Source organism: Streptomyces sp. NPDC088252 (assembly GCF_044740965.1).
Classification (GTDB): domain Bacteria; phylum Actinomycetota; class Actinomycetes; order Streptomycetales; family Streptomycetaceae; genus Streptomyces.
On sequence record NZ_JBIURS010000005.1, the window covers coordinates 261,319 to 287,244 of the forward strand.

The following is a 25,926-nucleotide window of genomic DNA, read 5'->3' on the forward strand; positions in this document are numbered from 1 at the left end:
GCCCCGGCGGCCCCCCCCCGTGCCCGGGGCGCGGGCGCCCCCGACTGCGCCTTGTGCTGGGCCCCCCGCCGGGGGGGCCCCCCCCCGGGGGGGGGGCCCCCCGCCGTTTTCGTGTGCGTGTGGCCGGAGCCGGACGGAGGCGGCGGGAGGAGCATGCCTGCACCGACCGTGTCTGCTTGAGAATGTCGGCAGAGGTGATCTTCGGTGCATGATCGAGCACTCAGGATTGCCTTCTGACCGGAACCGGCCGTGCAGCCCGGGGCTCCTGATGGATCGTTCGCTGCCACTTCTGTGCCGCTTCTGTGCCCTATATCGGGTCTTGTGCGACCGCTCGGCGCGTGTCTCGGGCTCGCAGGGAAACTTTTTCTATGCCAATAGATGTTCGTTACCTCTGTGAAATGAACAAGTCTTGCCATCCAGGTGCAGCGTCGTGAACTATGTGCCTGTTGCCGCGAAGGAGCGCAGGCCACACCCACGACGGTGCGGGCCGCCTCCGTGGATGCGCGGGACGCTCCCTTGCTCCATCAGCCCTGGAGGTGCCTGTGACGATGGCAGATGCGCCGGTCTCGGCCGTGCGGTCGCCTGTGCCGCAGCCCCATGACCGCGACGACGCGGATCGACCCGCCGGGAAGAAGCGCAAAGACATACGAATACGACGGCAGCCGCTCCGGCACCGTCTCAAGCGGGACAGAGCGCTGCTGCTCTTCTGCCTGCCGGGGGTGTTGTACTTCGCGCTCTTCTTCTACCTGCCGCTCGCGGGCAACGTCATCGCCTTCCAGGACTACCAGCCGTTCCTGGGCTTCAAGCAGAGCCCGTTCGTCGGGCTCGCGAACTTCACCGCGCTGCTCGCCGAACCGGACTTCTGGAGCGCGGTCTCCAACACCCTGCAGATCACCGCGATCCAGCTGCTGCTCTACTTCCCCGCGCCGATCGCGCTGGCACTGCTGCTCAACTCGCTCATCAGCGAGAAGATCAAGCGGTTCATCCAGACCGTCGTGTACCTCCCGCACTTCCTGTCCTGGGTCGTCGTGGTCGCGATGTTCAAGCAGGTGCTCGGTGGCGCGGGTTCGGTCACCACGCTCCTGATGGAGCACGGGGTCAACATCGGCAACGTGATGACGGACCCGGGCACCTTCAAGCTGCTGATCACCGCCCAGGCCATCTGGAAGGACTGCGGCTGGGGGACGATCATCTTCCTGGCGTCCATCGCCTCGATCGACATGGGGCAGTACGAGTCCGCCGCCATGGACGGGGCCGGCTGGCTGCGCAGGATCTGGCACATCACCCTGCCGGGCATCCGGCCGGTGATCCTCATGCTGCTGATCCTCCGCCTCGGCGACATCCTCTCGGTCGGCTTCGAGCAGATCATCCTGCAGCGCGACGCCGTCGGTCCGGACGCCTCCGAAGTCATGGACACCTATGTCTACTTCCACGGCGTCATCGACGGCGACTGGGGGATGAGTACGGCCGCGGGTCTCATGAAGGGCGTCATCGGATTCGCCCTCATCCTCGCCGCCAACAAGCTGGCCCACCGCTTCGGTGAGCAGGGAGTGTACCGATGAGTCAGCAGACCCTTGCGTCACGGCTGCGAACCGCCCGCTTCGGTCCCCGTGGCGGCGAGCGCCGCGGAGCCTCCTCCGGCCGCCCGCCGTGGATGGAGCGGCCCCACTGGTACGGGCAGGGCGCCAAGGCGGCCGCGCTGGTCGTCCTGACCGTGATCGTGCTCTATCCGTTCGTCCTCGCCATCGGCACCAGCCTCGCGGGACGCGAGGAGCTCAATGCCAACGGCGGTTACGTCCTGCTGCCCAAGCACCCGACGCTGGAGGCCTACCGGGTCATCCTCTCCGGCGGAGTGGTCACCCAGGCCGCCCTGGTCTCCATCTGCATCACGCTGATCGGCACCGCGCTGAGCCTGGCGTGCACGGTGATGATCGCGTACGGAACCTCACGACCCGGCACCGTCCTCGGCAAGCCGATCCTGCTGCTGGTGCTGGGCACGTTCCTCTTCGCGCCGGGCATCATCCCCACGTACCTGGCCGTCCAGCAGTTCAAGATGCTCGACACCTACGCGGCGCTGATCCTTCCCGTACTGCTCAACGCGTTCAACATCGTGGTCGTGCGCTCGTTCTTCCAGAGCATTCCCGAGGAACTGTACGACGCCGCCCGGATCGACGGCGCGGGTGAGCTGACCGTGCTCCTGCGAATCGTCCTTCCGCTCTCCAAGGCGGTCCTCGCCGTGGTCGGCCTCTTCTACGCGGTCGGCTACTGGAACAGCTTCTTCAACGCGGTCCTCTACCTCAACGACTCCAGCAAGTTCCCCATCCAGGTGATCCTGCGCAGTTACGTCCTCAACGGCCAGAGCATCAACGCACAGGCCATGGGCGTCCACGCGGTGCCGCCCGCGACCTCCTTGCAGATGGCCGTACTGATCATCGCCATCGTGCCCATCTTCTGCGTCTACCCCTTCCTGCAGAAGTTCTTCGTCAAGGGCGTCCTCACCGGGGCGATCAAGGGCTGATCCGCCCACCCGGACATCGCCCCACGCACTTCACACACTTCAAGGAGCACCCCCATGTCCACCAACTTGTCCAGGCGCGGTTTCATGGGCGCGGCGGGGATCGCCGGCCTGACCGTGGCCGGTCTGACGTCCCTGACCGCATGCGGCAGCGGCGCCACCGTCAGCAAGGGCGGAGCCAAGGCGTCCGCCAAGCTGAAGCTCCCGACGTACGTCGCCGCGCAGACCGCTCCGGCCGACCTCGCGGGCAACGCGGCCGGGCTGGACGCCACGTATCTGCGCTACCCGAAGAAGCTCACCAGGTCCGTGGCCAAGGCGCCCGGCGACGGCAGCCGCATCACGGCCCTCACCGAGACGTTCACCACGCCCGCGCCGCCGCAGGCCAAGAACGCCTACTGGCAGGAGCTGAACAAGCGTCTCGGGGCGCGGTTCGACATGACGATCGTCGTCGACCAGGGCGTCGACGCCTACCTCACCAAGTTCAACGCCATGATGGCCAGCGGTGACATCCCCGACCTGGTCTGGTTCCCCCCGAACCAGGGCATCCAGCGTGTGCCCGAACTGCTCGACGCCAAGTTCCACGACCTCACGCCGTATCTGTCCGGCGACGCGGTCAAGGCCTACCCCAACCTGGCGAACCTGCCGACCACCGCCTGGAAGACCGCCGTGATCAACGGCAAGATCCGTGGCGTCACCGTCGCCTACGGCTCCATGGGCCAGGTCTACGTCGTCAACGAGGACTTCTGGAAGCCGGTCGGCGGAGCCGAGTTCACCAGCGCCGAGGACTTTCTCGCGAAGGGCAAGGAGCTTCTCGACGCGAAGCGCAACAAGTACGTCCTGGAGCCGGCGTACGTGAACCATGTCGGCATGTTCGGCCAGTGGTTCGGCGCCCCCGCGAGCTGGCGGCTGGAGGGCGGCAAGCTCACCCACATGTACGAGACCGAGGAGTACCAGGAGGCCCTGGCGTTCGGTGTCAAGGTGGCCAAGGCCGGTCTCTTCTGGCCCGACCCGAACCTCTCCACCACCATGGAGAAGATGGCGCAGGGCTCGCTGGGCGCCTACGTGCAGTCCTTCCCCAGCTTCCTCGTGGACGTCAAGACGTACGACTTCCCGTTCGGTGTCATCGTGCCCTTCGCCGCCAAGCCCGGCGCGAACCCGCGGTACAGCATGGGATATGGCTCCGTCGGCTACACCGCCATCAGCAAGAAGGCCGACGACAAGCGGGTCAAGATGCTGCTGGGCGTGCTCGACTACCTGGCCGCGCCCTTCGGCACCGAGGAGCGGCTCTTCCTCGACAACGGCATCGAGGGCAAGCACTTCACCCGTACGTCCGCCGGTGACGTCGAGCTCACCGACAAGGGCAACGCCGAGGCGGTCACCACCGCCATGCCGCTCGCCTTCCTGGCCGCCGGTCCCGAGTACATCTACCTGCCCGGCAAGGCGGAGCTGGCCGGCCGGATCCACGGCTGGCAGCAGGAGCTCCTCAAGATCAACCAGTCCAGCCCGGTCAGCGGCCACTTCTCCGACACGTACACCAGCAAGGGCGCCTCGCTCACCACGGCGATGAGCGACGTCCAGAAGGACATCATCGCGGGCCGCAAGCCGATCTCCGCCTACAAGGAGGAGCTGCGCAAGTGGCGCTCCGGCGGCGGTGACAAGATGCGCGCCGAGTACGAGGCCTCGCTCGCCGGTAAGTAGTCCCGGCCGCACCACCGCGGACAGGGCCGCACCCACCGGTACGGACCCGTCCGCTCCCTCACCGCGCACACGCCCGCACCACCAGCACAGACAGAAGGGACCACCGTGTCAGACCTGCGACTCGGCGTCATCGGGCTCGGCCTGCGCCGTTCCATCGCGATGTCCGCCCACCACCCCTCGGAGGGTTCGGCGATCACCGCCGTCTGCGACCTCGACCCCGAGGTGCGCCGACGTGAGGCCGAGCGCTTCGGCACCGATGTCGCGGTCGAGGACTACAAGGAGCTCCTCGACCGGGACGACCTCGACGCGGTCATCGTCGCCACCCCGGACGACACCCACGAGACCATCGCCATCGACGCCCTCCGGGCCGGCAAGGCGGTCTTCGTCGAGAAGCCGCTCGGCATCACGGTCGAGAGCTGCGACAACGTCCTGCGCGCCGCGTACGAGACCGGAACCCGGTTGTACGTCGGGCACAACATGCGCCACATGGGCGTCGTGCGGCTGATGCGCGACATCATCGCCCGCGGCGACATCGGTGAGCCCAAGGCCGTGTGGGTGCGGCACTTCGTCGGCTACGGCGGTGACTACTACTTCAAGGACTGGCACGCCGACCGGACCCGCACCACCGGCCTGCTGCTCCAGAAGGCCGCCCACGACATCGACGTCCTGCACTGGCTGGCCGGCGGCTACACCCGCCGCGTCAACGCGCTGGGCGACCTCCTGGTCTACGGCGACCTGCCGCGCCGCGAGCCCGACACCCCGCGCCCGGCGAACTGGCTGCGCGAGTTCGACTGGCCGCCGACGGCCCGTAAGGACCTGCACCACATCGTGGACGTCGAGGACGTCTCGGTGATGAACATGCAGCTCGACAACGGCGTCGTGGCCGCCTACCAGCAGTGCCACTTCACCCCGGACTACTGGCGGAACTACACCGTCATCGGCACCGAGGGCCGACTGGAGAACTTCGGTGACGGCCCCGGTGACGAGGTCAAGGTCTGGAACACCGGGCCCAGTGGATACCGCGGCGACGCCGACATCACCTACCGGGTGCCGGACGCCGGCGGTTCGCACGGCGGCGGGGACACCCGGATCATGGAGGAGTTCTGCCGGTTCGTGCGTGACGGGGGCGTCACCGACACCTCGCCGGTCGCCGCCCGGATGAGCGTCGCCGCCGGTGTGCTCGCGACGCGTTCCCTGCGCGAGGGCGGTGCGCCGTACGACGTGCCGGCCCTCGACCCGGAGCTGATCGCCTACTTCGAACGCGGCCAGGTCCGCTGACAGGAGCGGCAGAGACGTTTCGGGACCTCCGGCGACAGCGCTCTCGGGCGCCACCGCCGGAGGTCCTGGTGCGATTGTTTTCGGCCATGCTCGGTGGGTAATCGGTGCATTCCCGTTCGGTGGGGCCCCGGAAGGCGACCAGGGCGGTGAGCGGCGGCCCTGGGTGAATTGGTGGTGTTCGTCCGGAAGGTGCCCTGCGGGGATGCGGGGTGCTGGTCTCGCAGGGTCACCGAGCCGTCGGTACCGAGTGGCGCGAGCGGCGATTTCACGCCAATGAGACCTTGTGGTGGCCGAGTTCGAACGCATGGCCGGATCGCGGTCGGCATAATCGCGTCCATGTCGATCACCGGTGGAGACGTCGTTGACCTGGGGCGGGGCCTGTACGCATGGCTCCCGCCGAAACGGGGCTGGGGGCTGGCGAACTGCGGTCTGCTCGTCTCGCCCCGCGGCGCCCTCTGGATCGACACCCCTTACGACACCATGCTGGCCGGCCAGTTCCTGGCCGAATCCGTGAAGCGGCTGCCCGACGGTGTCTCCATCGACCGGGTGATCGTCACGCACGCGAACGGTGACCACTTCTGGGGGGCGGGCGTGCTCCCCGACGCGGAGATCATCGCGACCCGCGAGGCCCGGGAACACATCCACTACGAGCCCACTCCGCAGCAGCAGCACGCCCTCGTCGCCGGCGGGGACCGGGCCACCGCGCTCGGGGCCTACCTCGGACGTCACTTCGGCCCCTTCGACTGGTCGCGGACCGAGCCGGTGCAGCCGACCACCTATTTCACCGGGGAGCTCGAACTGACCCTGGGGGAGTACCCGGTCCAGCTCTCCGCCCTGCCGTCCGCGCACACCACGGGCGACCTGATGGTCCATCTGCCCGCGCAGCGCGCCGTGTTCAGCGGAGACATCATCTTCTCCTCCACACCGGACCGGCCCGGCGACCACCCCGTGCACTGGGCGGGACCGCTGAGCAACGTGATCGCGGCCTGCGAGCGGATCCTGGCCACCGGCGCCGAGATCATCGTGCCGGGACACGGACCCGTCCTCGACCCGGCCGGGGTGCGCGATCACATCGTGTACCTGGAGTACGTGCGCGAGCGCGCCCACGCCTTCCACGCGGCCGGGGTCCCCGCGCTCGAGGCGGCCCGCCGGGTCATCGGGGAGGGGCGCCACCCGGAGCTCGGGCTCCCCGAACGGCTGGTGGTGACCATCGGCAGCGAGTACCGGCAGCTCGACGACGCCGAACTGCCCGGAGTGCTCCAGGTGATGACCGATGTCGCCGTGCTCGCCCAGGAAATGGAACAGTCCCGTGAGCCGGCCGGTCCGGTGGAGCAGTAACGGCCTGGTGCCCGATGGGGAGTGGATCAGGGAGCGGTGTCATGCGGCTTCGGATCCAAGGCGGGGGAGGCGACGCGGAGCGTCGTCGACCGACGACAACGCCGGAGGCAAAGTCGCATGGCGCCGGGAGCCCGCTCGCCATCGAGCACCAGGCCGTAAGCGGAGCTTCCGCCGCGGCTTGGGCTGGAAGACCGATTCGACGACAGAAACGCGGTGACGGCATGGGATGGATCGTGGCGGTGATCGCCGTCGCTGCGGCCGTGGCGGCAGCGGTCCGCGCGCAGAACGCGGCGCGCTCGGAGCACCTGGCCGTGGCCCGCGCCGAGCTGGCCGAACGGCAGTCGAAGTCCGCCGAGGCACGTACCGCTGCCCTCATCGAGGAGATCCGGCAGCTGGCCCACAAGCGAATACCGGCCGCCGCGCTCGCCCTCTCCCACCCCTCCGCCCCGGTTCCGGGACTGCGGGAGGCGGCCGGGGTCGACGGCGATTCCGCCCGGCTGCTCACCGAGGCCGTACAGGCGGCCCGCACGGCGGTCGTCGAGGAGCGCGGCCGCGTCGACGCGGCCGCCCGCGCGGCGATGCGTGGCACCTCCGCCAAGATCCAGTCCCTGCTCAACCAGTCCCAGCAGTTGCTGCACGAACTCCAGCACGAGTACGACGACCCGCGGATCCTGCAGCTGGACTTCCGTAACGAACTGGCGCTGCGGCGCACCCAGTCCACCGCCGTGCTCTGCGACGCCTGGCCGGGCCTCGCCCGCCAGAACTCGCCGCTGGTGGAGGTCGTGCTCGGCGCCCAGTCCCGGGTCGCGGGCTATGAGCGGATCAAGGTCGCCAATCACCTGCGCGACGAACGGCTCGCACTCGTCGCCCGTGCCGCGGAACCCCTCGCGATCGCGCTCGCCGAACTGCTGGCCAACGCCACCGCGTACTCGCACCCCGACACCGATGTTCAGGTGACCGTCCAGCAGAGCGGCGGCCGTGGCGCGTTCCTGGTCGTCGACGACGCGGGCATCGGCATGGACGACGATGCGCTCGACCGGGCCCGCGCCCTGCTGGCCGGTCCGTCCGAAGTGCTCCTGACCGAGCTGGGCGACCCACCGCAGACCGGTTTCGCCGTCGTCGGCCGACTCGTCGTGCAGTACGGCTTCCACTGCCACATCGAGGCGTCGCCGTTCGGCGGAATGCGTACGATCCTGCGCGTCCCCGCCCATCTGCTGACCGTGCTGGAGGACGACCACGGCCTCTCCGCACTCGCCCCGAAGCCGGTGCAGGCCCAGCCCTCCCGGCCCGTCCCTGCCCCCGCCGCCACCTCCGCCGCGCCGGACCCCGCTCCCGCACCGCTCCCCGTCGAACTGCCCAGCCGGCGCCGACGGTCACCCCGGCCGACCCCGGCCGGGCCCGCGCCCGTCGCCGACACCGGGGGCCGGGAAGAGGTGTCCCGTACACCCGAACAGGCCGGGGCTTCCTGGGCGGCACTCCAACAGGGCACCCTCAACGGCAGGAGCGTCGCCGGCCGGCCACCCGCACCGGCAACGGACGACCACCATCCGGACGACCACGACGACCAAGGAGACGACGAGAAGTGAGCGCCCCCACCCCCACCACCGGTGACCTCGCCTGGGTGCTGACACCCCTGCTGGAGCTGCCCGGGGTCCAGCACGCGGTGGTCGCCACCGGCGACGGCCTCGTCGAGGGCGCGTCGCCCGGCCTGGACCGGGCGTCCGGCGAACGGGTAGCCGCCATGACCGCCACGCTGCACGCCGCGGCCCGCGCGTTCACCACGGCCTTCACCGGCGTCGAGGCACCGCGGCCGGCCCAGACGGTCGTCGAGTCCGACCAGGGCTTCGCCATCGTCGTACCGGCCGGGAACAACACCACCCTCGCCCTGTTCGCTGAACCCGGAGCAAAGCTCGGCGACATCGCCTACCAGATGCAGGTGCAGGTCACCGCCCTGACCCGGGCCATGAACGCACCCGCCCGCCAACCGGACACCAACGCCCGGCCATGACCCCCGGCCCCGGACGCCGTCTGATCCCCGCCTATCTGGTCACCGGCGGCCGGACCCGGCCCGCCGGTCCCGCCCTCGACCGGCTCGCCGTACTCGTGCGCACGGGCACGGGCCTGCCCCCGGACACCGGCTCGGAGCAGCGCAGGCTGTGCGAGCTGCTCGAACCGGGCGCGCTCACCGTCGTCGAATGCGCGGCCCACCTGGACCTGCCGGTCAGCGCCACCGTCTTCCTGGCCACGGACCTCGCGGCCGCCGGACATCTGCACACCCGACCGCCCATCCCCAGCGCCGGGGAGATCGACCGGTCGCTCGTCGAGAGGCTGCTCGTTGGACTCCGCTCCCTCCACTGACCGCACCGGCATCGGCTATCTGCCACCTGCCGCCCGGACCCTGATGAAGCTCGTCGTCACGGGTCCCTTCGGCGTGGGCAAGACCACCCTGATCCGCACCTTGTCGGAGATCGCCACGCTCCACACCGAAGAGGCGATGACCCAGTCCAGCACCCGGTTCGACGACACCGCGGGGCTGCCGGACAAGACCACGACCACCGTCGCCATCGACTTCGGCCGGCTCACCGTCCTGGACGACCTGGTGCTCTACATGTTCGGCACCCCGGGCCAGCAGCGGTTCCTCCCGCTCTGGGAGGACATCGCGCGCGGCGCGCTCGGCGCCCTCGTCCTGGTCGACACCCGCAGGCTCGCCGACTCCTTCGCGGTCATGGACATGGTCGAGGAGCAGGGGCTGCCGTACGCCGTCGCCGTCAACCGCTTCCCCGACGCCCCCGCCCACACCGACGAGGTCCTGCGCAAACATCTCGACCTCGCCCCCGAGACCCCGCTCGTGCAGTGCGACGCCCGCGAACGCCGCGGCAGCATCGACGCGCTGATCGCGCTGGCCGAGCACGTGCTGACCCGATTGCCCCGGCCAGAGGACCCGTCATGACATCGCCCGTACAGCCGCCGCAGCCCCTCGCGCTGTACGGCTCGGACTTCGCCGCCGACCCGCAGAGCCACTACCGGCGCCTGCGCGCGCACGGCCCTCTCGCCCCGGTCCGGCTCGCCCCCGGCATCGACGCACTGCTGGTTACCGACTACCAGGCCGCCGTCGACCTGCTGCGCGACACCCACACCTTCACCAAGGACCCGCGCGCCTGGCAGGCCACCGTCCCCGAGGACTCGCCGGTGCTGCCCATGCTCGGCTACCGTCCCACCGCGCTCTTCAGCGACGGCGACGTGCACGCCCGCTACCGCGACGCCATCAACGACGGCCTCGCCCTGATCGAGCCGCACATCCTGCGGGCAGAGGTCGCCCGGGTCGCCCGGCGGCTCATCCGCGCATTCGCCGCCACCGGAGGCGGCGACCTGATCGCCCAGTACGCCCGGCGGCTCCCGTTGCACGTCTTCGTCACCTGGTTCGGCGTGCCGCCCGGCGACGGCGAACGGATCGTCAACGGCATCGGCGGCATGTTCAACTCCGCCGAGGACGCCGCCACGGCGTACGCCGATCTCGTCGAGGTCGTCACCGACCTCGTCGCCGACCGGCGCGCCCGTCCGCGCCGCGACCTCACCTCGTACCTCCTCGCGCACCCGGCCGCTCTGGACAATGACGAGACTGTGCGTCAGATCACTCTGATCATGAGCGCCGGCCACGATCCGACGACCAATCTGATCGGCAACGCCCTGCTGCACATGCTCACCGACACGCGTGACACCGGCTCGCTGCACGGCGGCGCGATGACGGCGTACGAGGCGATCGACGAGGTCCTCTGGCAGGACCCGCCGCTGGCCAATCTGGCGGCCCACTACCCGCGCCGCGACACGGAGTTCCACGGCGTCCGACTGCGCGCCGGCCAGCTGCTCCTGGTCTCCTACGCCGCAGCCAACAGCCAGTCTCCGCCCGGTCTTTCGGACCCCGGGGTCGGCTCCGGTACGAGCGCTCATCTGGCCTGGTCGGCCGGGCCGCACCGATGCCCTGCCAAGCAGCCGGCACTGCTCATCGCCATGACCGCGATCGAACAGCTCACCAGTCAGCTGTGCGACGTGGAACTGGATGTTCCGGTCAGTGGACTGAAGTGGCGGCCGGGCCCCTTCCACCGCGCACTGGTGCGCCTTCCGGTACGTTTCACCCCCGTCGACATGACGGCGGAAACGGACCGGCGCGAAGCCTCGGACGGCGCGTCGGACGGGCCTTCGGCGGTGTCGATCAGCCCGTGAACCGTGTCGGTGGTACGCCGAACGGGTGAGGGACGAGAGAATTGCCCGATGAACAGCGAGCGCAGCCGGCGCAACGCCGACCGAGGCACAGACGGGGTGGTCCGGTGAGCAGGTACGACAGGTACGACGTCACGGACGAGCAGTGGGAGGGGCTTGCCCAGGTCGTACCTCTGCGCAGCCGCAACGAGTGGCCGTCCAGGGTCGATCACCGTACGGTCCCCGACGAAGGAGCGGAAGCCGAACAGCGGCGCCTCGTCGTGCTGCGGGTCCAGGTCTTCGCGGACGCACGGGAGGTGGCGGAGTACCTGGTCGCACAGGTCCCGGTGCTGCTGGATCTGACCGGCGCGGAGACGGATGTGGCCAAGCGCATCCTGGACTTCACCAGCGGGGTCGTCTTCGGACTCGGCAGCGGGATGCACCGGGTCGACCGGAACGTCTTCCTGCTGTCACCGGTCGGCATGGAGGTCGAGGGGGTCACGGCGGCGGGCGTGCCCGGTCCGTAGGAGGGTCCTTGGGCGGGTGGCGACGGCGGCCGTCGGGCCGGGACGGACGAGGGCCGGGAGGGGCATGACGGTGGACGTCCCCTGATCGTGGGAATGCGGTTCGCGCGGGGTTGCCGCATCGGCGTAGCCCGATCGTAGGAAGGTCGTTAAGGCGGAACGGTTCTCCGGTCCACGGCCTGCTTACGGTCCGCCCATGAGTGCACTCCGCCCGGGGACCACCCCGCCGCCCCCCACCGGCACGACCGGCACGACCGGTCCCGCTCCTGGTCCCGCTCCCGCGATTGTGGGCAGCACGCCCACGCCCGGCCCCGCCTCCGCGATTTCCGGTAGGCGGGTCGGCCCGCGGGCCGCGTCGCGGTCCGGCGGACCTGTCCGTTCCGCCGGGCCCGTCGTCACGGAACTGCGGTTGTCCGCCTACGCCTCGCACCGGGGTGCCGCCTTCCCTGTCGCCCCGGTCACCCTCTTCGCCGGGCCCGGCGGCAGCGGCAAGTCGACTGTGTTGCGGGCGTACGAGGCTCTGGCCCGGCTGGGCGCCGGGGACCCGCTCGACGAGGTGTTCCCCGACCCGGCGGGGTGTGTGCCGGAAGGCGCCACGGCCGATGCGCAGGGCCGTCGCGGATTCCGGATCGGCTGCACGACGGACGGTCCGGCGGGCCCGGTGCGGCTCGATGTCGCCGTCCAGGCGGAGCCCACGCTCCGAATCGTCGGAGAACGGCTCACCGGCGGCGGCGAGACCCTGCTGTCGACCGCCCTGCGCGATCCGGGGCGCTCGACGGTCCAGGCGGCCTGGCACACCGCGGGGGCCGTCCCGGTGACACGCGCCCCGCTGCCCGACGACCGCCTCGGAACATCCCTGCTCCCGCTGCGGGTGGCGGGCAGGACCGAGGGGCAATTACAGGTCCTGGCCGCCGCTGAACAGATGGTCGTGGCGCTGCGATCGGTCTTCGCCTGTGAACCGCAGCCGCTGCGGATGCGGGCCCCGGTCCCGGCGGGCGACGGCCGGCTGCGTCGGAGCTGCGACAACCTCGCGGCGGTGCTGGAACGTACGTACACGCAGTGCGGCCAACGCCATGCCCGGCTGGTCGCGGCCGCTCACGCCGGATGTGCGGGGCCGGTCACCGCACTGGGCGTCGAGCGGCTCGCCGACGGATTGCTGCGCGCGACGGTGGGGCGCGGCGACGGAGGCGTCACACCGGTCGGCCGGCTCGGCGACAGCGAGTTGAGATATCTCGCACTGGCCCTGGTGCTGCTCAACGGCCCCGAGGTGCTGGCGGTGGATGCGGCGGGCGAGGTGCCGGCGGCCATGCAGACCCTCACCGTGCTGGCCGACGGGCTCGATCGTGACCTGGACGGACGGCAGTTGCGCGAACTGCTGGCTCTGGCGGTACCGGTCGGGGCGGCCGGGCACCTCAGGCTGGTGGGGACGATCACGGAATCGGCTGCGGTACGGGCCCGGGAGACGCCCGGGGTGACGGTGGTAGACCTGGAACCGTGACAGAACTTGATGTACGGGCCCTGCAGCAACGGCTGGCCGCGTTCGCGGCCGCACGGGACTGGGGTCAGTACCACACCCCGAAGAACCTGGCGGCGGCACTGAGCGTCGAGGCGTCCGAACTGGTCGAAATCTTCCAGTGGTTGACGCCCGAGCAGTCGGCGAGGGTGATGGAGAGGCCCGAGACGGCGCACCGGGTGGCGGACGAGGTCGCGGATGTCCTCGCGTATCTGCTGCAGTTCTGCGAGGTGTTGGGGATCGACGCGCTGGCGGCGCTGTCGGAGAAGATCGACCGGAATGAGGCCAGATTCCCGGTTTCGGAGCGCTCGGAGCCTCCGGAATCCGAGGATCGTCACTCTTCGGAGTGATCAACTTATTCACGGTTGGCTTCGTGTCCACAGATTTCCGAATTCCCCTGGCTTTTCGGTGCCGACGCCCTCACTGTGGGTAATGAATGAGTTGAGCGGCTTTTCGTACGGACGGGGGTAACGCATGGAAGCGGAGCGGCTTGTAGGGGTCAGTCGGCGTGCCCTGGCGCAGAGCCGGGGCACGCCGGACATCATCGCGGAGGCATGGCAGGCCCAGGCGCTCGCTCAGGCGATCGGCAGCCGACTGGCGGCCGACGGCCCCAAGGAGTTACGGGGCGAGGCACGCGGACTCAGCGAGATCGGCGGGAGGTGCGGCGGCGCGCTGGACCACCCGGCGGCGCGGGCCGGGGTGGCGCGGGCCGCGCAGCTCTCCGAGCTCGTCGAACCGCGGGCGACACTGACGGGGCTGGGCGCCTTGCTCGGGGAGGTGGGGATGGCTCTGGTCGGGGTGGCCTGCGAGACCGACGAGCAGGGGCTCTACTGGCAGTGCATGGAGGCGATCGACGCGGCCGACGAGTCCATGGACCGGGTGCACGGAATGCTCCGTCGTCTCGACGAGCAGGACCGGGAACGGCAGCAGGATCTGGAGCGCGGCCGGGGGCGCGACGGCCCGTACGACACGGTCCGTGGACCGGCGGGCTCGGCGGCGGGCCGGCCGTGACGGCGGGGGACCGCGCAAGCGACGACGGCGGGGGCGGGGGCGAGACGTCTCGGACCGGAGGGACGTGACCGTGCGGGAATCCGACGGTGGCGGCGGGTGGGAGGGAGGGGAGGAGCGACCGGCGTTCGGAGGTGCAGGATGGATGCATGGATCTTCGAATCTTCACCGAGCCCCAGCAAGGGGCCGACTACGACACCCTGCTCACCGTCGCCAAGGCGACCGAGGACCTCGGCTTCGACGCCTTCTACCGGTCCGACCACTACCTCCGGATGGGACCCGGGGACGGGCTTCCGGGCCCGACCGACGCATGGATCACTCTGGCCGGGCTGGCGCGCGAGACCAAGCGGATCCGCCTCGGCACGCTGATGACCGCGGGTACCTTCCGGCTCCCCGGCGTGCTCGCCATCCAGGTCGCGCAGGTCGACCGGATGTCCGGCGGACGTGTCGAGCTCGGCCTCGGCGCGGGCTGGTTCGAGGAGGAGCACAAGGCCTACGGCATTCCGTTCCCCAAGGAGAAGTTCGGCAGGCTGGAGGAGCAGCTGGAAATCATCACCGGGCTGTGGGCGACCGGGATCGGCAAGACGTTCAGCTTCGACGGCACGTACTACCAGCTGACCGATTCACCCGCGCTGCCCAAGCCGGCGCAGGCCAAGGTGCCGGTCCTGATCGGCGGCCACGGTGCGACGCGTACACCGCGGCTGGCGGCCCGGTACGCGGACGAGTTCAACATCCCGTTCGCGTCGCTGGAGGACAGCGAGAAGCAGTTCGGCCGGGTCAGGGAGGCGGCCAGGGCGGCCGGTCGCGGACCGGACGACCTGGTGTACTCCAACGCCCTGGTGGTCTGCGTGGGCAGGAACGACGCCGAGGTGGCGCGCCGGGCCTCCGCCATCGGCCGTGAAGTGGCGGAACTGAAGGCGAACGGCCTCGCGGGCTCGCCGGCCGAGGTGGTCGACAAGATCGGCCGCTACGGCGCGATCGGGTCGTCCCGGATCTACCTCCAGGTCCTGGACCTGGACGACCTGGAACACCTGGAGCTGATCTCCTCGCAGGTCCAGTCCCAGCTCACCTGAGCCGGTGGGCCGGGCGATCGGCCACCGTACGCCGCACACACGAGCCGGTTCAGCACCCGGCTCAGGAGGGAGCCGGTCATGCAGCCCGTCCCGCCGGCCGATGGCCCGCCTGCCCGTGCGCTCGACCGTGCCCTGTCCGAGGGGGTGGTGCTGCTCGACGGCGGTCTCTCCAACCAGTTGGAGGCGCAGGGCTGCGATCTGTCCGACGCCCTGTGGTCGGCCCGGCTGCTGGCCGACGGACCGGAGCAGATCGAGGCGGCTCACAGGGCCTATGTGCGGGCGGGCGCACAGGTGCTCATCACGGCCAGTTACCAGGCGAGCTTCGAGGGATTCGAGCGGAGGGGGATCGGGCGTGCCGGGGCCGCGGAACTGTTCGACCGCAGCGTGCGGCTGGCGCGGCGGGCCGCAGGCGGGGTGACGCGGGAGGTCTGGGTCGCCGCCTCGGTGGGTCCCTACGGGGCGGTGCTGGCGGACGGCAGCGAATACCGGGGCCGCTACGGGCTCTCCGTCCGGGAGCTGGAGCGGTTCCACCGGCCCCGGGTCGAGGCATTGGCCGCCGCCGGGCCCGATGTGCTGGCGCTGGAGACGGTGCCGGACATCGACGAGGCCGAGGCGTTGCTGCGGGCCGTCGAAGGGTGCGGGCTGCCCGTCTGGCTCTCGTACAGCGTGTCGGGGGACCGGACCAGGGCGGGGCAGCCGCTGGAGACCGCTTTCGCCGTCGCCTCGGGACACGACAGGGTGCTGGCCGTCGGGGTGAACTGCTGTGACCCGGCGGATGCGGACCAGGCGGTGCGGCAGGCGGCGGAGGTGGCCGGGAAACCGGTCGTCGTCTATCCGAACAGCGGTGAACGGTGGGATGCCGGGGGCCGGAGGTGGGTCGGCGGCCCCACGTTCGATCCCGGGAGAGTACGGGCCTGGGAGCACGCCGGCGCCCGGCTGGTGGGCGGCTGCTGCCGGGTCGGCCCGGAGACCGTCGCGGAGTTGGCCGGGCTGCTCGGCGGAGCGACGGAGGGCGGCGGGAGAGGAGGGACGACCGAGCCGTAGACACGCGAAAATACCTGGTGGGGCACGAGTGAACCGGACCATACTCGGACGTGTGTTCCTGACGATCAGTACCACCGGCGATCCGGAGCGTCCCGCGACCGACCTCGGCTTTCTGCTGCACAAGCACCCCGAGAAGGCGCAGACGTTCTCCACCTCCCACGGCACCGCGCATGTCTTCTATCCCGAGGCATCCGCCGAGCGCTGCACCGCGGCGCTCCTGCTGGAGGTGGATCCCGTGGCGCTGGTGCGGCGCGGCAAGGGCAAGGGCCGGGGCGGCGCCCCCGACGCGGCCCTCGCGCAGTACGTCAACGATCGCCCGTACGCGGCCTCGTCGCTGCTTTCCGTGGCGATGAGCGCCGTCTTCAAGTCCGCGTTGAACGGTGTGTGCCGCGCACGGCCCGAACGTGCGCAGACGCCGCTTCCGCTGCGGATCGAGGTACCGGCACTGCCGGCGCGCGGCGGAGCGGAACTGGTACGCAAGCTCTTCGGGCCGCTCGGCTGGACGAGCGTGGACGCCGTGGCCGTGCCGCTGGACCAGCGGTTCCCGGAGTGGGGGGACTCACGGTACGTACGGCTGGTCCTGGAAGGCGAGTTGCGACTGACGGACGCGTTGCGGCAGCTGTACGTCCTGCTGCCGGTGCTCGACGACGCCAAGCACTACTGGGTCGCTCCGGACGAGGTGGACAAGCTGCTGCGGGCCGGTGAGGGCTGGCTGGCCGCCCACCCCGAGCAGAAGCTGATCACCAGCCGCTATCTGTCCCGGCGCTGGGGACTGACCCGGCAGGCGATGCAGCGGCTCGAACTGGTGAGGCTCGCCGAGTCGGACGACCTCGACGTCGAGAGCATCGACAACGCCGTGGACGAGACGAGCGACACCGAGGAGAGGCCGCTGCCGCTCGCCGAGCAGCGGCGCACCGCGATCCTCGACGCACTGCGCGCCGCCGGCGCGAACCGGGTCCTCGACCTGGGCTGCGGCCAGGGCCAGTTGGTGCAGGCACTGCTCAAGGACGCGGGCTTCACACAGATCGTCGGCGTCGATGTCTCCATGCGCGCGCTCACCATCGCCTCGCGGCGGCTGAAGCTGGACCGGATGGGGGAGCGGCAGGCCGGACGGGTCACGCTCCAGCAGGGCTCGCTCACCTACACCGACAAGCGGCTCAAGGGGTACGACGCGGCCGTGCTCAGTGAGGTCATCGAACATCTCGACCTGCCGAGGCTGCCCGCGCTGGAGTACGCCGTGTTCGGTTCGGCCCGGCCGCGGACCGTGCTCGTGACGACGCCGAACGTCGAGTACAACGTGCGCTGGGAGAGCCTTCCGGCCGGGCATGTGCGCCACGGCGACCACCGGTTCGAGTGGACCAGGGCCGAGTTCCGTGCCTGGGCCCGGGAGGTGGCGCAGCGACATGGGTACGGGGTCGAATTCGTCCCCGTGGGGCCCGACGACCCCGAGGTGGGGCCGCCCACACAGATGGCCGTGTTCACGATGACCGCAGCCGACGGATCCCCGACCCGCAGCAGGGACGGGTCCGGGAATCCGACCACGAACGAGTCCATGAACGAGACCGGGAAGGAGGCGAAAGCCGCATGACCAGTACTTCGCGCAAACTGCCGGTGACCGACCTCTCCCTCGTGGTCCTCATCGGAGCCAGCGGCTCCGGCAAGTCCACCTTCGCCCGCGCGCACTTCAAGCCCACGGAGATCATCTCCTCGGACTTCTGCCGCGGCCTCGTCGCCGACGACGAGAACGACCAGGGCGCCAGCCGTGACGCCTTCGACGTCCTGCACCACATCGTCGGCAAGCGGCTCGCCGCCGGGCGGCTGACCGTCGTGGACGCCACCAGCGTCCAGTCCGAGAGCCGCAGACAGCTCGTCCAACTGGCCCGGAGCCATGACGTGCTGCCGATCGCGATCGTCCTCGACCTGCCCGAAGAGGTCTGTGTCGCGCGCAACGCGACCCGCCCCGACCGCACCGACATGCCGCGCCACGTCATCCAGCGCCACCGTCGCGAACTGCGGCGCTCGCTGCGCGGTCTGGAGCGCGAGGGCTTCCGCAAGGTGCACATCCTGCGGAGCGAGGAGGAGGTGGAGCACGCCGAAGTGGTGCTGGAGCGCCGCTACAACGACCTGCGCCACCTCACCGGCCCGTTCGACATCATCGGCGACATCCACGGCTGCAGCTCGGAGCTGGAAGCCCTGCTCGGCAAGCTCGGCTACGTCGACGGCGCGCACCCCGAAGGGCGTACGGCGGTCTTCGTCGGCGACCTCGTGGACCGCGGCCCCGACAGCCCCGGGGTACTGCGCCGCGTCATGTCCATGGTGTCGGCGGGCAACGCCCTGTGCGTACCGGGCAACCACGAGAACAAGCTCGGGCGCTACCTCAAGGGCCGCAAGGTCCAGCACACCCATGGACTCGCCGAGACGATCGAGCAGTTGGACCGGGAGGACGAGAAGGACCCCGCCTTCCGCGAGCGGGTGCGGGAGTTCATCGACGGGCTCGTCAGCCACTACGTGCTCGACGGGGGAGGACTCGTCGTCTGCCACGCCGGACTGCCCGAGAAGTACCACGGGCGCACCTCCGGGCGGGTCCGTTCGCACGCGCTGTACGGGGACACCACCGGCGAGACCGACGAGTTCGGACTGCCGGTGCGCTACCCGTGGGCCGAGGAGTACCGCGGCCGTGCCGCCGTGGTCTACGGTCACACCCCGGTGCCCAGCACCTCCTGGCTCAACAACACCATCTGCCTGGACACCGGTGTGGTCTTCGGCGGGAAGATGACCGCGCTGCGCTGGCCGGAGCGCGAGCTCGTCGACGTACCCGCCGAGCGGGTCTGGTACGAGCCGGTCAAGCCGCTCCACCAGGAGGCACCCGGTGGCAGGGAGGGCCGGCCGCTGGACATCGCGGACGTGCACGGCCGCCGGATCGTGGAGACCCGGCACATGGGCCGTGTCTCGGTCCGTGAGGAGAACGCCGCGGCGGCGCTCGAAGTCATGAGCCGGTTCGCCGTCGACCCGCGGCTGCTGGGCTACCTCCCGCCGACCATGGCGCCCACCGCCACCTCGCGCGAGGACGGCTATCTGGAGCACCCGGCCGAGGCCTTCGCCCAGTACCGGGCGGACGGCGTGACCGAGGTCGTGTGCGAGGAGAAGCACATGGGCTCGCGCGCGGTGGCGCTCGTCTGCCGGGACGCGGACGCCGCCCGTGAGCGGTTCGGGGTGGGGGACACCTCCGACGCCTTTGGAGGTGCGGGCAGTCCGACCGGGGCGCTGTACACCCGCACCGGCCGGCCGTTCCTCGACGACGCCGCGCTCACCGAGGTGATCCTCGGCAGGCTGCGCACCGCCGTCACCGCCGCCGGTCTCTGGGAGGAGTGGGACACCGACTGGGTCCTGCTCGACGCCGAGCTGATGCCGTGGTCCCTCAAGGCGGCCGGGCTGCTGCGCTCGCAGTACGCCGCGGTCGGCGCGGCATCCGGAGCCGTCTTCCCGGCGGCCGGCGCGGCCCTCGCGGCAGCGGCGGCCCGCGGCGTGGACGTGGGCGCTCTCGCGGACCGCCAGCGGGGCCGGGCCGAGGACGCGGCCGCCTTCACCGAGGCCTACCGCCGCTACTGCTGGAGCACCCGGGAACTGGACGGGGTGCGACTCGCGCCGTTCCAGATCCTCGCCGTGCGAGGCCGCTCGCTGGCCGCCGTCCCGCACGACGAGCAGCTGGCCTGGCTCGACCGGCTGGTCGAGCACGACCCGACCGGGCTGCTCCAGGTCACCCGTCGGCTCGTCGTCGACACCGGTGACGAGGCATCGGTGCGTTCCGGTATCGACTGGTGGCTGGAGATGACCGGACGCGGCGGCGAAGGCATGGTGGTCAAGCCGCTCGCCGCGCTCGTACGCGACGACAGGGGCAGGCTGGTCCAACCGGGCATCAAGGTGCGCGGCCGGGAGTACCTCCGGATCATCTACGGCCCCGAGTACACCCGCCCGGAGAATCTGGAGCGGCTGCGCGGCCGGTTCCTCGGCCACAAGCGGTCGTTGGCGCTCCGGGAGTATGCGCTGGGGCTCGAAGCCCTGGACCGGCTGGCCGACGGGGAGCCGCTGTGGCGGGTCCACGAGGCGGTGTTCGCGGTACTGGCCCTGGAGTCGGAGCCGGTCGACCCGCGGTTGTAGGCCGTGTCGTCGGCGGGGGTTTCGGTGCGAACATCGGAAAATCCGCTGGCGATTCGCCGGGTGAACGGTGCTCCGCACGGTGAGGATGGAGTCATGGGATTCCATGTCGACTCCGAGGCCGGGCGGCTGCGCCGCGTCATCCTGCACCGCCCCGATCTGGAACTGAAGCGGCTCACCCCCGGCAACAAGGACGCGCTCCTGTTCGACGACGTGCTCTGGGTGCGCCGCGCCCGCCAGGAACACGACGGCTTCGCGGACGTGCTGCGCGACCGGGGCGTGGAGGTGCACCTCTTCGGTGATCTGCTCCGCGAGTCGCTGGAGATCCCCGTGGCCAGACGGCTCGTCCTGGACCGGGTCTTCGAGGAGAAGGAGTACGGCCCGCTCGCCACGGAGCATCTGCGGGCCGCCTTCGAGGAGTTGCCGAGCGGGGAACTGGCCGAGGCGCTGGTCGGCGGGATGACCAAGCGGGAGTTCCTGGAACGGCACAGTGAGCCGACCTCCGTCCGCTTCCATGTCATGGGCCTGGACGACTTCCTGCTGGGTCCGCTGCCGAACCATCTCTTCACCCGGGACACCTCGGCGTGGATATACGACGGGGTGTCCATCAACGCGATGCGCTGGCCGGCCCGGCAGCGCGAGACCGTCCACTTCGAGGCGATCTACCGCCACCACCCCCTGTTCACCGGCCCCGCCGCGGGTGCCTTCCACCACTGGTCGGAGGGGCAGGACGACTACCCCTCCACCATCGAGGGCGGCGACGTCCTGGTCATCGGCCGGGGCGCGGTACTCATCGGGATGAGCGAGCGCACCACCCCGCAGGCGGTGGAGATGCTGGCCCGCGGACTGTTCGATGCCGGATCGGCGCACACGATCGTGGCGCTCGACATGCCCAAGCGCCGGGCGTTCATGCATCTCGACACGGTCATGACCATGATCGACGGCGACACCTTCACCCAGTACGCGGGTCTGGGCATGCTCCGCTCGTACACCATCGAACCCGGTGACGGTCCGAGGGACCTCAAGGTCACCGACCATCGGCCCGAGCACATGCACCACGCGATCGCGCACGCCCTGGGGCTGGACTCCATCCGGGTTCTGACCGCCACGCAGGACGTGCACTCGGCCCAGCGCGAGCAGTGGGACGACGGCTGCAACGTGCTGGCGGTCGAGCCGGGTGTCGTCGTCGCGTACGAGCGCAACGCCACCACCAACACCTATCTGCGCAAAGAGGGCATCGAGGTCATCGAGATCCCCGGCAGCGAGCTCGGCCGCGGTCGGGGCGGCCCCCGCTGCATGAGCTGCCCCGTGGTGCGCGACCCGGTCCGGTGACCGGGGCGCATGCGTCCGTGCAAGGGGAATGCTTCGTATAGCGATGCAGAGTGTCGTATATACTTCCAGGGATACCGTACGCGCGATCCCCGCCCTACCCAGGAGCAGTCCCATGGCCATAGACCTCGCAGGCCGCCACTTCCTCAAGGAGCTGGACTTCACGGCCGAGGAGTTCCGCGGCCTGATCGACCTCGCGGCCGAACTCAAGGCCGCCAAGAAGTCGGGGACCGAAGTGCAGCGGCTGCGCGGCAGGAACATCGCGCTGATCTTCGAGAAGACCTCGACCCGCACCCGCTGCGCCTTCGAGGTGGCCGCGGCCGACCAGGGTGCCTCCACGACCTGCCTCGACCCCTCCGGCTCGCAGATGGGGCACAAGGAGTCGGTGAAGGACACCGCTCGCGTCCTCGGCCGGATGTTCGACGGTATCGAGTACCGCGGCGACAGCCAGGCGGCCGTCGAGGAGCTGGCGGCCCACGGCGGCGTCCCGGTCTTCAACGGACTCACCGACGACTGGCACCCGACCCAGATGCTCGCCGACGTCCTCACCATGACCGAGCACAGCGAGAAGCCGCTGGAGCGGATCGTCTTCGCCTACCTCGGTGACGCCCGCTTCAACATGGGCAACTCCTACCTGGTCACGGGCGCACTGCTGGGTATGGACGTGCGGATCGTCGCGCCGAAGGCGTACTGGCCGGCCGAGGAGATCGTCACCGAGGCCCGTCGGCTGGCCGGGGTGAGCGGAGCGACCGTCACGCTCACCGAGGACATCGCCGAGGGCGTGCGGGGCGCGGACTTCGTCGCCACGGACGTCTGGGTCTCCATGGGGGAACCCAAGGAGGTCTGGGGCGAGCGCATCGAGGCCCTCGCGCCGTACGCCGTGACCATGGACGTCCTGCGCGCCACCGGCAACGGCGACGTGAAGTTCCTGCACTGCCTCCCAGCCTTCCACGACCTCGGCACCAAGGTCGGGCGGGAGATCGAGGCCGCCCACGGGCTGACGGAGCTGGAAGTCACCGACGAGGTCTTCGAGTCCGCGCACTCGGTCGTCTTCGACGAGGCGGAGAACCGGATGCACACGATCAAGGCCGTTCTGGTGGCAACCCTGGCCACTCCGGCGACCACGGGCTGAGCACTGCATGAACATGCACCTGATTGGGTGAACATGCACTGAGGTGACTAATATGTTGCCTCTCGGTGGGGTTCGAGCTCGCACGCTCGAACCCCATTTTCGTGCGCGTCACCGGCGCCCGGAGTCCCCCACAGGCCCTGGGCACGCACCCCCCCACATGCTCCACCAGAGAAGAGACCGTCCCGTGAGTCCGCTACGCCCATCGAGCCCCCCGCGCCCGTCCGGCCCACGCATCAAGAACCCCCACCAGCTGATCGCCGAGTCCGGCGCCGACCTGGAGGGGCATGGCCTCAAGCGCACCATGGGACTCTTCCAGCTGGTGTGCTTCGGTGTCGGCGCCGTCGTCGGCACCGGCATCTTCGTCGGTCTCTCCGACAGCGTCGCCGAGGCGGGCCCCGCCGTCGTGCTGTCCTTCGTACTCGCCGCGGTCACCTGCATCTTCACCGCGCTCTCCTTCGCCGAGCTGGGCAGCGCGATCCCGGTGTCCGGCAGTTCGTACTCCTTCGCCTACGCGACGCTCGGTGAGCGCGTCGCGTTTCTCGTCGGCTGGTGTCTGCTGCTGGAGTACGGCGTCTCGGTCTCCGCGGTCGCCGTCGGCTGGAGCCAGTACGTCAACGAGTTGCTGAACAGCCTCTTCGGCTTCCAGCTGCCCGCCGCCCTCTCGGCCGGCCCCGGCGACGGCGGAGTGATCAATCTGCCCGCCGTCGTGGTGGTCATGATGGCCGCGACCCTGCTGGTGCGCGGCGTCCGGGACAGCGCGGGGGCCACCGCCGCGATGGCGGTTCTCAAGATCACCATTCTGATGCTGTTCTGCGGCATCGCCTTCACCGCCTTCGAGCACGGGAATCTCACGCCGTTCGTCGCCCACGGAGCGGGCGGGGTCACTGCCGGTGCCTCGCTGGCGTTCTTCTCGTACATCGGTTTCGACGCCATCACCACCGCGGGCGAGGAGGTCAAGAATCCGCGACGGAACGTTCCGATCGCGATCATGGTCTGCATCGGCCTGGTCACCCTGCTCTACTGCGCCGTCGCGCTCGCGGCCATCGGCGCCATCGGCCCGGGGGCCGTCGCCGACAAGCCGGCCGCGCTCTCCATCGTCGTCAACCAGGTGACCGGCTCGACCGTCGGCGGCGGGGTCATCGCCTTCGGGGCGGTCGTCGCGATCGCGTCCGTCGTGCTCGCGGTGATGTACGGCCAGACCCGCATCCTGATGTCGATGAGCCGCGACGGTCTGATCCCGCGGGTCTTCGAGCGGGTCTCGCCGCGGACGGCGACCCCCGTCGCCAACACCTGGATCGTGGCGGTCGTCTTCGCGGTCCCGGCGGCCTTCTCGTCGCTCGACGTGGTGGTGAACCTGACGACCATCGGCACGCTCGCCACCATGGTCGCGGTGAACATCGCGGTGATCGTGCTGCGCCGCCGCAACCCTGAGGTCAGGGGCTCGTTCCGGGCGCCGCTCCATCCGCTGGGCCCGCTCCTGGGCGTCGGCTTCTGCCTCTATCTGATGTACGGGACGGGCTGGACGACCTGGGTGCAGTTCGCCGTCTTCCTGATCGTCGGCGCCGCGGTGTACACCTGCTACGGCCGCGACCGCTCCCGGCTGGCCGCCGCGGGGACGGGCCGGGACGGGGCCGGTCAGCTCTGAGGCGTGCGGGACGGCAGGGTGAACCACACCGCCTTGCCCTGCTCCGTCGTGCGGTGACCGCAGGACGAACTGAGGGTACGGATCAGCAGCAGACCCCGGCCGTGTTCCTGCCAGGGGTCCGGCACGCTGCCCGGCTCCGGGTGGGAGAGATCGCCCGGCGGGGCCGGGTCGCGGTCGTGCACCTCCACCTGGCAGCCGGTCGGCAGCAGCTCCACCACCAGCTCGATGGGCTCGTCGCTGCGGGTGTGCTCCACCGCGTTGGCGACCAGCTCGGCGGTGAGGAGCTCGGCGGTGTCCGAATCCGCGGGTGCCTCGATGTCCGCCAGCGCCGTACGGATCAGGGCGCGGGCCACCGGTACGGCCGCCGTCGTGTGCGGTAGCGCGATCCGCCAGGAGGCGGGAAGGGGGACATCGGTGGGCACAGCATGGTTTCCGTTCCGGAGATCGTGGGCTTTCTGGAAGGTAGTACTTCCGGGATTCAACCTTACGAAGTGCAACAACAGAGACAAGGGTCTGTCGACCAGTACGAAGGGGACGTTCGGCATACGCTCTCACGCTCCACCTATTGCGTGCTCGTGACGGAAGTCACGTACGAGTGATAAGTTCGGCCGCAGGTAGCAGCCCGACGGCTGAAGGGGAGTCCCCTCCATGAGCCCGTTTCCCAGCTCCGCCCCCCATACGGATGACTGGCGTCACCTGCGGCTGACGACGGACGACGGCGTAGCCACCGTCACCCTCGCCCGGCCGGAGAAACTCAACGCGCTCACCTTCGGCGCCTACGCCGACCTGCGCGATCTGCTTGCCGAACTGTCCCGCGAACGTTCCGTGCGCGCGCTGGTGCTCGCGGGTCAGGGCCGCGGATTCTGTTCCGGCGGAGATGTCGACGACATCATCGGCGCGACACTCGCCATGGACACCGCCCAGCTCCTGGATTTCAACCGCATGACCGGGCAGGTGGTCCGGGCCCTACGTGAAACCCCCTTCCCCGTCATCGCCGCCGTACACGGCGTGGCGGCGGGCGCGGGTGCGGTTCTCGCGCTGGCCGCCGACTTCCGGATCGCCGATCCGTCCGCCCGCTTCGCCTTCCTCTTCACCAAGGTCGGCCTCTCCGGCGGCGACATGGGTGCCGCCTACCTGCTGCCGCGCGTCGTCGGCCTCGGCCATGCCACCCGGCTGCTGATGCTCGGCGAACCGGTCCGCGCCCCCGAAGCGGAACGGATCGGCCTGATCAGCGAGCTGACCGAAGAAGGCCAGGCCGACGCAACGGCGGCAGCGCTCGCCCGCCGACTGGCCGACGGACCGGCCCTCGCCCTCGCCCAGACCAAGGCGCTGCTCACCGCCGAACTCGACATGCCGCTCGCCGCCGCGGTCGAAATGGACGCCGCGACCCAGGCCCTGCTGATGCACGGCGACGACTACGCCGAATTCCACGCCGCCTTCACCGAGAAGCGGCCACCGAAGTGGCAAGGCCGGTAGC

At 70.2% G+C, this 25,926-nt stretch carries 23 protein-coding genes; 22 read left to right on the plus strand and 1 reads right to left on the minus strand.

Going from position 1 to position 25,926, the window contains the following annotated elements:
* Nucleotides 1–548 precede the first annotated feature (548 nt).
* The 21 genes from ACIOHC_RS13145 (at nucleotide 549) to ACIOHC_RS13245 (ending at nucleotide 24,449) form a co-directional block, all read left to right on the plus strand.
* Complete coding sequence (locus tag ACIOHC_RS13145) at nucleotides 549–1,562, plus strand: ABC transporter permease (RefSeq protein WP_401842735.1); 1,014 nt, start codon at nucleotides 549–551, stop codon at nucleotides 1,560–1,562.
* A complete protein-coding gene (locus ACIOHC_RS13150; RefSeq protein ID WP_351075059.1) occupies nucleotides 1,559–2,518 on the plus strand; it encodes a carbohydrate ABC transporter permease in 960 nt (319 codons plus the stop codon). Before ACIOHC_RS13145 ends, ACIOHC_RS13150 begins: the two co-directional genes overlap by 4 nt.
* A gap of 54 nt (nucleotides 2,519–2,572) precedes the next feature.
* Nucleotides 2,573–4,213, plus strand: a complete 1,641-nt coding sequence (locus tag ACIOHC_RS13155; RefSeq protein ID WP_351075058.1) for a hypothetical protein — start codon at nucleotides 2,573–2,575, stop codon at nucleotides 4,211–4,213.
* A 105-nt stretch (nucleotides 4,214–4,318) separates the two neighbouring features.
* Nucleotides 4,319–5,491, plus strand: coding sequence for a Gfo/Idh/MocA family oxidoreductase (locus ACIOHC_RS13160; protein WP_351075057.1), 1,173 nt, complete (start codon nucleotides 4,319–4,321; stop codon nucleotides 5,489–5,491).
* Nucleotides 5,492–5,827: 336 nt separating this feature from the next.
* Nucleotides 5,828–6,829, plus strand: coding sequence for an MBL fold metallo-hydrolase (locus ACIOHC_RS13165; protein WP_351075056.1), 1,002 nt, complete (start codon nucleotides 5,828–5,830; stop codon nucleotides 6,827–6,829).
* Between the two features lie 221 nt (nucleotides 6,830–7,050).
* Nucleotides 7,051–8,415 (plus strand): ATP-binding protein, encoded by a 1,365-nt coding sequence (locus tag ACIOHC_RS13170; RefSeq protein WP_351075055.1) that lies wholly within the window; start codon nucleotides 7,051–7,053, stop codon nucleotides 8,413–8,415.
* Entirely contained in the window at nucleotides 8,412–8,837 is a 426-nt protein-coding gene (locus ACIOHC_RS13175; protein WP_351075054.1) for a roadblock/LC7 domain-containing protein, read from the plus strand. The genes ACIOHC_RS13170 and ACIOHC_RS13175 overlap by 4 nt, the downstream gene beginning before the upstream one ends.
* The gene (locus ACIOHC_RS13180) at nucleotides 8,834–9,187 is read left to right on the plus strand and encodes a DUF742 domain-containing protein (protein WP_351075053.1); all 354 of its coding nucleotides are present in this window, start codon (nucleotides 8,834–8,836) and stop codon (nucleotides 9,185–9,187) included. Before ACIOHC_RS13175 ends, ACIOHC_RS13180 begins: the two co-directional genes overlap by 4 nt.
* Nucleotides 9,165–9,779 carry an ATP/GTP-binding protein gene (locus ACIOHC_RS13185; RefSeq protein ID WP_351075052.1) on the plus strand — a complete coding sequence of 205 codons (615 nt, stop codon included), beginning with the start codon at nucleotides 9,165–9,167 and terminating at the stop codon, nucleotides 9,777–9,779. The genes ACIOHC_RS13180 and ACIOHC_RS13185 overlap by 23 nt, the downstream gene beginning before the upstream one ends.
* Complete coding sequence (locus ACIOHC_RS13190; RefSeq protein WP_389636228.1) at nucleotides 9,776–11,050, plus strand: cytochrome P450; 1,275 nt, start codon at nucleotides 9,776–9,778, stop codon at nucleotides 11,048–11,050. The genes ACIOHC_RS13185 and ACIOHC_RS13190 overlap by 4 nt, the downstream gene beginning before the upstream one ends.
* 104 nt (nucleotides 11,051–11,154) lie before the next feature.
* On the plus strand, nucleotides 11,155–11,553 hold the full coding sequence (locus tag ACIOHC_RS13195) for a cell division protein SepF (RefSeq protein WP_351075050.1): 399 nt from the start codon (nucleotides 11,155–11,157) through the stop codon (nucleotides 11,551–11,553).
* A gap of 193 nt (nucleotides 11,554–11,746) precedes the next feature.
* The gene (locus ACIOHC_RS13200) at nucleotides 11,747–13,048 is read left to right on the plus strand and encodes an ATP-binding protein (protein ID WP_401842739.1); all 1,302 of its coding nucleotides are present in this window, start codon (nucleotides 11,747–11,749) and stop codon (nucleotides 13,046–13,048) included.
* Complete coding sequence (locus tag ACIOHC_RS13205; RefSeq protein ID WP_351075046.1) at nucleotides 13,045–13,413, plus strand: nucleotide pyrophosphohydrolase; 369 nt, start codon at nucleotides 13,045–13,047, stop codon at nucleotides 13,411–13,413. The genes ACIOHC_RS13200 and ACIOHC_RS13205 overlap by 4 nt, the downstream gene beginning before the upstream one ends.
* A gap of 124 nt (nucleotides 13,414–13,537) precedes the next feature.
* The gene (locus ACIOHC_RS13210; RefSeq protein WP_351075045.1) at nucleotides 13,538–14,074 is read left to right on the plus strand and encodes a DUF6099 family protein; all 537 of its coding nucleotides are present in this window, start codon (nucleotides 13,538–13,540) and stop codon (nucleotides 14,072–14,074) included.
* A gap of 146 nt (nucleotides 14,075–14,220) precedes the next feature.
* Nucleotides 14,221–15,144, plus strand: a complete 924-nt coding sequence (locus tag ACIOHC_RS13215; protein WP_401842741.1) for an LLM class F420-dependent oxidoreductase — start codon at nucleotides 14,221–14,223, stop codon at nucleotides 15,142–15,144.
* 78 nt (nucleotides 15,145–15,222) lie between these two features.
* Nucleotides 15,223–16,188, plus strand: coding sequence for a homocysteine S-methyltransferase (gene mmuM, locus ACIOHC_RS13220; RefSeq protein WP_351075043.1), 966 nt, complete (start codon nucleotides 15,223–15,225; stop codon nucleotides 16,186–16,188).
* A 52-nt stretch (nucleotides 16,189–16,240) separates the two neighbouring features.
* Complete coding sequence (locus ACIOHC_RS13225; protein WP_365693070.1) at nucleotides 16,241–17,776, plus strand: 3' terminal RNA ribose 2'-O-methyltransferase Hen1; 1,536 nt, start codon at nucleotides 16,241–16,243, stop codon at nucleotides 17,774–17,776.
* On the plus strand, nucleotides 17,773–20,346 hold the full coding sequence (locus tag ACIOHC_RS13230; protein ID WP_351075041.1) for a polynucleotide kinase-phosphatase: 2,574 nt from the start codon (nucleotides 17,773–17,775) through the stop codon (nucleotides 20,344–20,346). The genes ACIOHC_RS13225 and ACIOHC_RS13230 overlap by 4 nt, the downstream gene beginning before the upstream one ends.
* Nucleotides 20,347–20,439: 93 nt before the next feature.
* Nucleotides 20,440–21,675 (plus strand): arginine deiminase, encoded by a 1,236-nt coding sequence (locus ACIOHC_RS13235; protein ID WP_351075039.1) that lies wholly within the window; start codon nucleotides 20,440–20,442, stop codon nucleotides 21,673–21,675.
* A 112-nt stretch (nucleotides 21,676–21,787) separates the two neighbouring features.
* Entirely contained in the window at nucleotides 21,788–22,804 is a 1,017-nt protein-coding gene (gene argF, locus ACIOHC_RS13240) for an ornithine carbamoyltransferase (protein WP_351075037.1), read from the plus strand.
* A gap of 157 nt (nucleotides 22,805–22,961) precedes the next feature.
* On the plus strand, nucleotides 22,962–24,449 hold the full coding sequence (locus tag ACIOHC_RS13245; RefSeq protein ID WP_401842742.1) for an amino acid permease: 1,488 nt from the start codon (nucleotides 22,962–22,964) through the stop codon (nucleotides 24,447–24,449).
* Here the strand turns inward: ACIOHC_RS13245 and ACIOHC_RS13250 are convergent.
* Complete coding sequence (locus tag ACIOHC_RS13250) at nucleotides 24,440–24,871, minus strand: ATP-binding protein (protein ID WP_365693067.1); 432 nt, start codon at nucleotides 24,869–24,871, stop codon at nucleotides 24,440–24,442. The genes ACIOHC_RS13245 and ACIOHC_RS13250 overlap by 10 nt on opposite strands.
* A gap of 226 nt (nucleotides 24,872–25,097) precedes the next feature.
* Between ACIOHC_RS13250 and ACIOHC_RS13255 the strand changes: the two genes are divergently transcribed.
* Entirely contained in the window at nucleotides 25,098–25,925 is an 828-nt protein-coding gene (locus ACIOHC_RS13255) for an enoyl-CoA hydratase family protein (RefSeq protein WP_351075032.1), read from the plus strand.
* Nucleotide 25,926: the final 1 nt, after the last annotated feature.